Raw genomic sequence first — 6,054 nt, 5'->3', positions numbered from 1 at the left:
ATTTTCAGAATGTGTAAACCTAAAAKAAAAGAATTCGGAGTATTTAATTTATCAGTGATTTTAAATTTGAAAGTAAATAAAGCAACTAAAAGGCAACAACGTGTATAATTCATTGCTAGTACTCGCCTACTTACGAAAATCCTCGCGGATTTTCTATCTGTGATTTATTTGCTAACTTTAGTGCTTTAATACGCCACAAATCATACACAAACACGTTGGGTTTCATTAACAAAAAATCGTAAAAATTCAAACTTTTAGATTTTTAATTGAGTTTTAAATGTTAGAAAAACTTGTGGAAAAACTATATTGGAATTTTCTCAGAAAACCGTAAAAATATAATTTGAAAATTTTTGTTTTCTAATAATATTTTTCAAAAACAGAAAAGTTCCTGTTGAGAATTGTTCTGTAAAAAGTTGGAGTATTTAGAGTTAAATTTTCAAAGCTCTTACTTTAGAAAAATCTCAGAAAGAATAAAATAGAATTGAATATAATAGAAAAAATAAATCACGGAATTTAGCAAGTTTGCGGAATTTAAATTCTTTATGAATAATTGCGGAAAAGTAGAATTAAAACAGAATTGAACACTAAAAAAGAGAATAAATCGCGGAATTGAACAATTTTGCGGAATTAAAATTCTTTATGAAAATAATTGCGGAAAAATTATTTCAACAATAAAAATTAAAACAGTAAACCAATATAACGAAAACCCAACAACGTGTATAGTTCATTACGGGGGATTTTCTTGCAGAAAATCCTCGCACTTTTACTATCTTTGGTTTAAGTTCGGAAAATTGCTGCGCTATTTTCCGTAACGAAACCATACACAAGTACGTTAGGCAACATTTGGTGGAACGAAAAAAAAGACATACCTTTGACGTTAGTAACGTAAAACAAGAATATGATAATTTCTTTTGGGACGAAAGAAACTGAAAAAATTTGGAACGGAATTCGAGTAAAGAAATTACCGAATGAAATTCAAAACGTAGGTAGGAGAAAAATGAGAATGCTTAATAATTCGCAAGATATTGCAGATTTGAGAATTCCACCATCAAACCGACTTGAAAAGTTAACAGGTAATCTAAAAGAATATTATAGTATTAGAATTAATAAACAATGGAGAATCATCTTTATTTGGAACAACGGAAACGCAAGTGAAGTTGAAATAGTTGATTATCATTAAATAAGAAAATTATGGAAAAATTAGCAAATATTCATCCAGGAGAAATTTTATTTTACGAATTTCTTGAGCCTCTTGAAATTTCTGCATATAGACTTTCTAAAGATTTGAAAATCCCTCAAACAAGAATTTCAGAAATAATAAAAGGAAATCGAAGAGTAACAGCAGACACAGCTTTGAGGTTGAGCAAATATTTTGGTAATTCAGCAAAATTTTGGCTCGGAATTCAAGATGATTTTGATATTGAAAATCAAAAAGGAAACAAAGAAGCTGAATTGAATGAAATAAAACATTACGAAAATAACAACGTTGCCTAACACCGTATATAATTTATTGCTAGTTCTAGCCTACTTACGAAAATCCTCGCGGATTTTCTATTCGGTTTTTATTTGCTAAATTACGTGCTAAACCACGCAACAAACCATATACAAACACGTTGGGTGTAATTTGAAAATCGAGATAAATTTGGAATTTTTACCAAAAATTGGTAACTTTGAGTAAATTTATAAATAATGAAAAATACATCAATATCACTCGGAAATTATTTTGACCAATTTGTGAGTTCACAAGTTACAGTTGGAAGGTATAAAAATGTAAGCGAGGTCATTCGTGCTGGACTTAGACTTTTAGAAAATGAAGAAAGTAAAGTAATTGCTTTAAGAAATGCAATACAAGAAGGTTTAAACAGCCCAATAGTTGAAAACTTTGACTTCGAAGAAAATCTAAGAAAATTAAAATCCGATAAAAGAAAGAATGGCTAAAGTTAATATTAGACAAAAAGCCAATGATGACTTGAATGACATTTGGAATTATACTTTTGAAAATTGGTCTGAAAATCAAGCCGATAAATATTATATGATGCTTAAACTATCTTGTGAAAATATCGGAGAAAACCCTGAAATTGGAAAAGTATATAACGGAATAAGTAAAAACTTACTCGGGCTCAAATCTGGAAAGCACATAATTTTTTATTACTCAGTTTCTGTGAATGAAATTGAAGTTGTTAGAATTTTACACGAAAGAATGGATTTGAAAAATAAATTGACTGAATAAAAAACTACACCCAACAACGTGTATAATTAATGGCTGGTTCTCGCCTACTTACGAAAATCCTCTCGGATTTTCTATTCGGTTTTTATTTGCTAAATTAGTTGCTTAAAACACGCCACTAATCATACACAAACACGTTGGGTTTCATTAACAAAAAATCGTAAAAATTCAAACTTTTAGATTTTTAATTGATTTTAAAATGTTGGAAAAACTTGTGGAAAAACTATATCGGAATTTTCTCAGAAAACCGTAAAAAAATATAATTTTCTAATTTTAGTTTTATAATAATACTTTTCAAAATCAGAAAAATTCCAGTTGAGAATTATTCTGTAAAAAGCTGGAGTCTTTAGAGTTAAATTTTCAATGCTCCTACTCTAGAGAAATCTCGGAAAGAATAAAAATAAAATTGAATGCTAGTGGAAAAATAAAATCGTGAAATTTAGCAAGTTTGCGGAATTAAAATTCTTTATGAATAATTGCGGAAAAGTAGAATTAAAACAGAATTGAATATTAAAAAAAGAGAATAAATCGCGGAATTTAGCAAGTTTGCGGAATTAAAATTCTTTATGGAAATAATTGCGGAAAAATTCTTTCAACAATAAAAATTAAAATAGTAAACCAATATAACGAAAACCCAACAACGTGTATAGTTCATTACGGGGGATTTTCTTACAGAAAATCCTCGCACTTTCACTATCTTTGGTCTAAATTCGGAAAATTGCTGCGCTCTTTTCCGTAACGAAACCATACACAAGTACGTTACCCTTTATTAAAAAAAGATAAAAAGTTCGTATTATGAGAACATTTTATTTATATTTGCAACAGATAATAAAATATGAAGCGAATAATAGCAAAAAAAACTTTGCGTGAATTTTGGGAAAAACATGCGGAATCTGAACAATATTTAAAAACTTGGTACGAAACTGCTAAAAATTCTAATTGGAATTCTCCAAATGAAGTTAAGGAAACTTATATTAATGCAAGTATTTTGAAAGATAGTAGAGTTGTTTTTAATATTAAAGGAAACTCATATCGACTTATTGTAAAATTCAACTATGTTAGACAATGGGCGTTTATTCGATTTATTGGAACTCATGCTGAATATGACAAAATTAACGCTGACACTATTTAATAAAAACATCGAATTATGAATATTAAACCTATAAAAACAGAACAAGATTACGACAAAGCTATTGAAAGGCTTGAGTTAATATTTGATGCAGATGCTAATTCAAAAAAGGGAGATGAAGCTGAAATATTATCTTTATTAATTGAAAATTATGAAAATAAACACTACGCTATTGAAGCTCCCGACCCAATTGAAGCTATCAAAATTAGAATGGAAGAAATGAATCTTAAGCAAAAAGATTTAATTGGAGTAATTGGTGGAAAAAGTAGAGTATCTGAAATATTAAATAAAAAGAAAAAGCTAACAGTAGAGATGATACGAGAATTAGAACGTCTTTTAAACATATCTGCTTCTGTATTAGTAAATAATTATAATCTTTTACGAACTGAAAAATAACAAAGGGTAACACCGTATATAATTTATTGCTAGTTCTAGCCTACTTACGAAAATCCTTAGGGGATTTTCTATTCCGTTTTTATTTACTAAATTTAGTGCTTCAAAAACGCAACAAACCATATACAAAAACGTTGGCGATAATTTGAGAAAACCGTTTTGCATATTAAACTTATTGATTATTCTATTAGCATTTTCTTGTGGACAAAATTCATCTGAAGAAGAGCTAAATGGAAATTGGCGTGAAATTGAAAATGAATACAGCACTTGGTGTTTTTATCCAGATAGTATTGTTTTTAAAATAGATGGAAATACAGAAGAAAAAGTCGATTGGCAAGCGTCTAACTCAAAGATTGAGTTTGAAATACCAACTTTCAATAGAAACGCAGATGGCAAGCGAGTTGATACGATTAATAAAGTTCTTATAAATTACCAACTTTCGGAAAAAAAAGATAGTCTTTTCGGAACATTGAAAAATATTTATGGTGTACATAAATTTAGTATGCTAAAAACCGAAAACTATAGTGAATATCTAAATAGAAAATTTGGAACTGACTTTATTTTACCTAAAAACGATTCAACAGAATTAATAAAAATAGACCCAGTTCGCGGAATGAAAATTTTTATGAATATGACTAATAATAGAGTTATAGGAAAAACCGAATTTTCTAATTCTTTAAATAATTTAGAAAATGATATCGGAAATTTTATAAAAAAATTAGAAACATACTTTGGATCTAAAGATATGCGCACTAATAACTACTATTTGAGCGTTTTTGCCGATAAGAAAATTTCAGATTCAACTATTACGGCCAATTTACCAGCCACATTTAAAAGCGACTTTTTTATAAATAATGATATTCCGAGACCACCTTTCAATTCACGTCCAATAAGAATTTATAGAATATATGAAAATGACGAGATGAAATTTAAAAATAGGATTGAGGGAAAAAGAATAAAAACTATCGCCAACACCGTGTATAATTAATTGCTTGGTCACTGCCGACTTACGAAAATTCCGCTGGAATTTTCTATCTGTGATTTGTTTGCTAAATTTAAGGCTTAACCACGCAACTAACCATACACAAACACGTTGTGCGTAAGTTGCGCACTCACTCAAAACGAAAAAAAACTAAAATAATATGAGAAAAATTTTACTACTTACAGCCATTCTAATTGCGAACTTTTCATTCGGACAAAATTTCCCAGGAAACGATGTGAATTTATTATTAAACAAAGAAATAAAAGTTCTGGAAAAAGACGAAAGTTTACAGAAGTATGGTTATGACAATTTCTTCAAAAATGATAAAATGAAAAAGAAATATGATTGTTGCGAAAGTTATAACTCTAAATATTCTGGACTGGTTGGAAAAGTATTCAAAGTTTTATCAGCTGAACCATATAAAAATATAATCGGAACTGAAAAATATAAACTGAAAATTGAAAATGCCGAAACAGGAGTTATCTATTTTGACTACGACCCGAAGTACGAACATTCCTTTCCTTTTGAGGTAATTGGCGGACTTGATTTACCAGAAGATTTTTATTGCAAAAAAATAGAAACTACAACAGACAAATTCGATGGAAAAACAACAAGTCGAACTGATTATTCAGAAGGAATTTCATTTATAAAAGTTACTAAAGATAATTCATCCAAAATTTATATGTCTGTAAACGAAATAGGCTCAACTATTAACGTAGGGAAAAAAGGACTAATCTTACTTTTAGAAAATGGAAAAAAAATTGACCGACCAAATGCTAAATTGGATACTAAAGTAAATAAAGGTGGTCGTGGTTATGTGTATTCTGCATTTATAGAATTAACAGAAGCGGAAATTAAATTAATAATTGAGAATAAAATAACGGATAATCGATTATACATTTATGATGGAGAAATCAAAAATGGAGGAAAATTAAGTGAATATTTAAAGTGTCTGAACAAGTAAAACCTACGCACAACAACGTATAAAAATAATTGCGGTTTTGTGCTTAATAAAAGGTAGTTGCGTGTTTGCTACGTCTGAATTTCCTGCGGAAATTCCTCGCACGCAAACCCGCAACTATTCTTATACAAAACCGTTGCCACACATTTGAAAATAAGAAGCTGTATTCAATAACTTAACGCAACAAATCTAAAATTATAGATTTGTAAAATGACAGTAAAAAAACACAGAAGACTTAGCCTTAAAGAAAGAGTGATTATTCAGACTCTTTTAAACGAAAAAAAGACCAAAGCTTATATTGCTAAAACTCTTGGTAGAACACCTTCTACAATTTCTAGAGAAATCAACAAATGTGTACAAAA

9 protein-coding genes are annotated in these 6,054 nt (G+C 29.1%); all 9 read left to right on the top strand.

Features of this window, described 5'->3' with window-relative positions; translation table 11 throughout:
* The first annotated feature begins 898 nt into the window (after positions 1 to 898).
* A complete protein-coding gene (locus tag N2251_RS00130) occupies positions 899 to 1,180 on the top strand; it encodes a type II toxin-antitoxin system RelE/ParE family toxin (RefSeq protein ID WP_260584645.1) in 282 nt (93 codons plus the stop codon).
* Positions 1,181 to 1,191: 11 nt separating this feature from the next.
* A complete protein-coding gene (locus N2251_RS00125; RefSeq protein WP_260584644.1) occupies positions 1,192 to 1,494 on the top strand; it encodes a HigA family addiction module antitoxin in 303 nt (100 codons plus the stop codon).
* Positions 1,495 to 1,689: 195 nt separating this feature from the next.
* A complete protein-coding gene (locus N2251_RS00120) occupies positions 1,690 to 1,938 on the top strand; it encodes a type II toxin-antitoxin system ParD family antitoxin (protein ID WP_260584643.1) in 249 nt (82 codons plus the stop codon).
* Positions 1,931 to 2,230, top strand: coding sequence for a type II toxin-antitoxin system RelE/ParE family toxin (locus tag N2251_RS00115; protein ID WP_260584642.1), 300 nt, complete (start codon positions 1,931 to 1,933; stop codon positions 2,228 to 2,230). The genes N2251_RS00120 and N2251_RS00115 overlap by 8 nt, the downstream gene beginning before the upstream one ends.
* A gap of 832 nt (positions 2,231 to 3,062) precedes the next feature.
* Positions 3,063 to 3,359, top strand: a complete 297-nt coding sequence (locus N2251_RS00110) for a type II toxin-antitoxin system HigB family toxin (protein ID WP_058885311.1) — start codon at positions 3,063 to 3,065, stop codon at positions 3,357 to 3,359.
* A gap of 15 nt (positions 3,360 to 3,374) precedes the next feature.
* Entirely contained in the window at positions 3,375 to 3,752 is a 378-nt protein-coding gene (locus tag N2251_RS00105) for a helix-turn-helix domain-containing protein (RefSeq protein ID WP_100945812.1), read from the top strand.
* A 172-nt stretch (positions 3,753 to 3,924) separates the two neighbouring features.
* Positions 3,925 to 4,737 (top strand): hypothetical protein, encoded by an 813-nt coding sequence (locus N2251_RS00100; protein WP_260584641.1) that lies wholly within the window; start codon positions 3,925 to 3,927, stop codon positions 4,735 to 4,737.
* A gap of 154 nt (positions 4,738 to 4,891) precedes the next feature.
* Positions 4,892 to 5,695: a hypothetical protein gene (locus tag N2251_RS00095; protein ID WP_260584640.1), complete on the top strand. Its 804-nt coding sequence runs from the start codon at positions 4,892 to 4,894 to the stop codon at positions 5,693 to 5,695.
* 207 nt (positions 5,696 to 5,902) lie between these two features.
* A partial coding sequence (locus N2251_RS13985; RefSeq protein WP_376740993.1) for a helix-turn-helix domain-containing protein occupies positions 5,903 to 6,054 on the top strand: 152 nt, incomplete at its 3' end.

Source organism: Tenacibaculum haliotis (assembly GCF_025215075.1).
GTDB classification, from domain to species: Bacteria; Bacteroidota; Bacteroidia; order Flavobacteriales; family Flavobacteriaceae; genus Polaribacter; species Polaribacter haliotis_B.
This window is presented reverse-complemented; position numbering and strand designations above follow the sequence as displayed.

What these genes read in the sequence shown, in the direction of transcription:
- N2251_RS00125 (WP_260584644.1), top strand. Translation starts at nt 1,192, where the DNA reads ATGGAAAAATTAGCAAATATTCATCCAGGAGAAATTTTATTTTACGAA.
- N2251_RS00115 (WP_260584642.1), top strand. Translation starts at nt 1,931, where the DNA reads ATGGCTAAAGTTAATATTAGACAAAAAGCCAATGATGACTTGAATGAC.
- N2251_RS00105 (WP_100945812.1), top strand. Translation starts at nt 3,375, where the DNA reads ATGAATATTAAACCTATAAAAACAGAACAAGATTACGACAAAGCTATT.
- N2251_RS00095 (WP_260584640.1), top strand. Translation starts at nt 4,892, where the DNA reads ATGAGAAAAATTTTACTACTTACAGCCATTCTAATTGCGAACTTTTCA.
- N2251_RS00110 (WP_058885311.1), top strand. Translation starts at nt 3,063, where the DNA reads ATGAAGCGAATAATAGCAAAAAAAACTTTGCGTGAATTTTGGGAAAAA.
- N2251_RS00130 (WP_260584645.1), top strand. Translation starts at nt 899, where the DNA reads ATGATAATTTCTTTTGGGACGAAAGAAACTGAAAAAATTTGGAACGGA.
- N2251_RS00120 (WP_260584643.1), top strand. Translation starts at nt 1,690, where the DNA reads ATGAAAAATACATCAATATCACTCGGAAATTATTTTGACCAATTTGTG.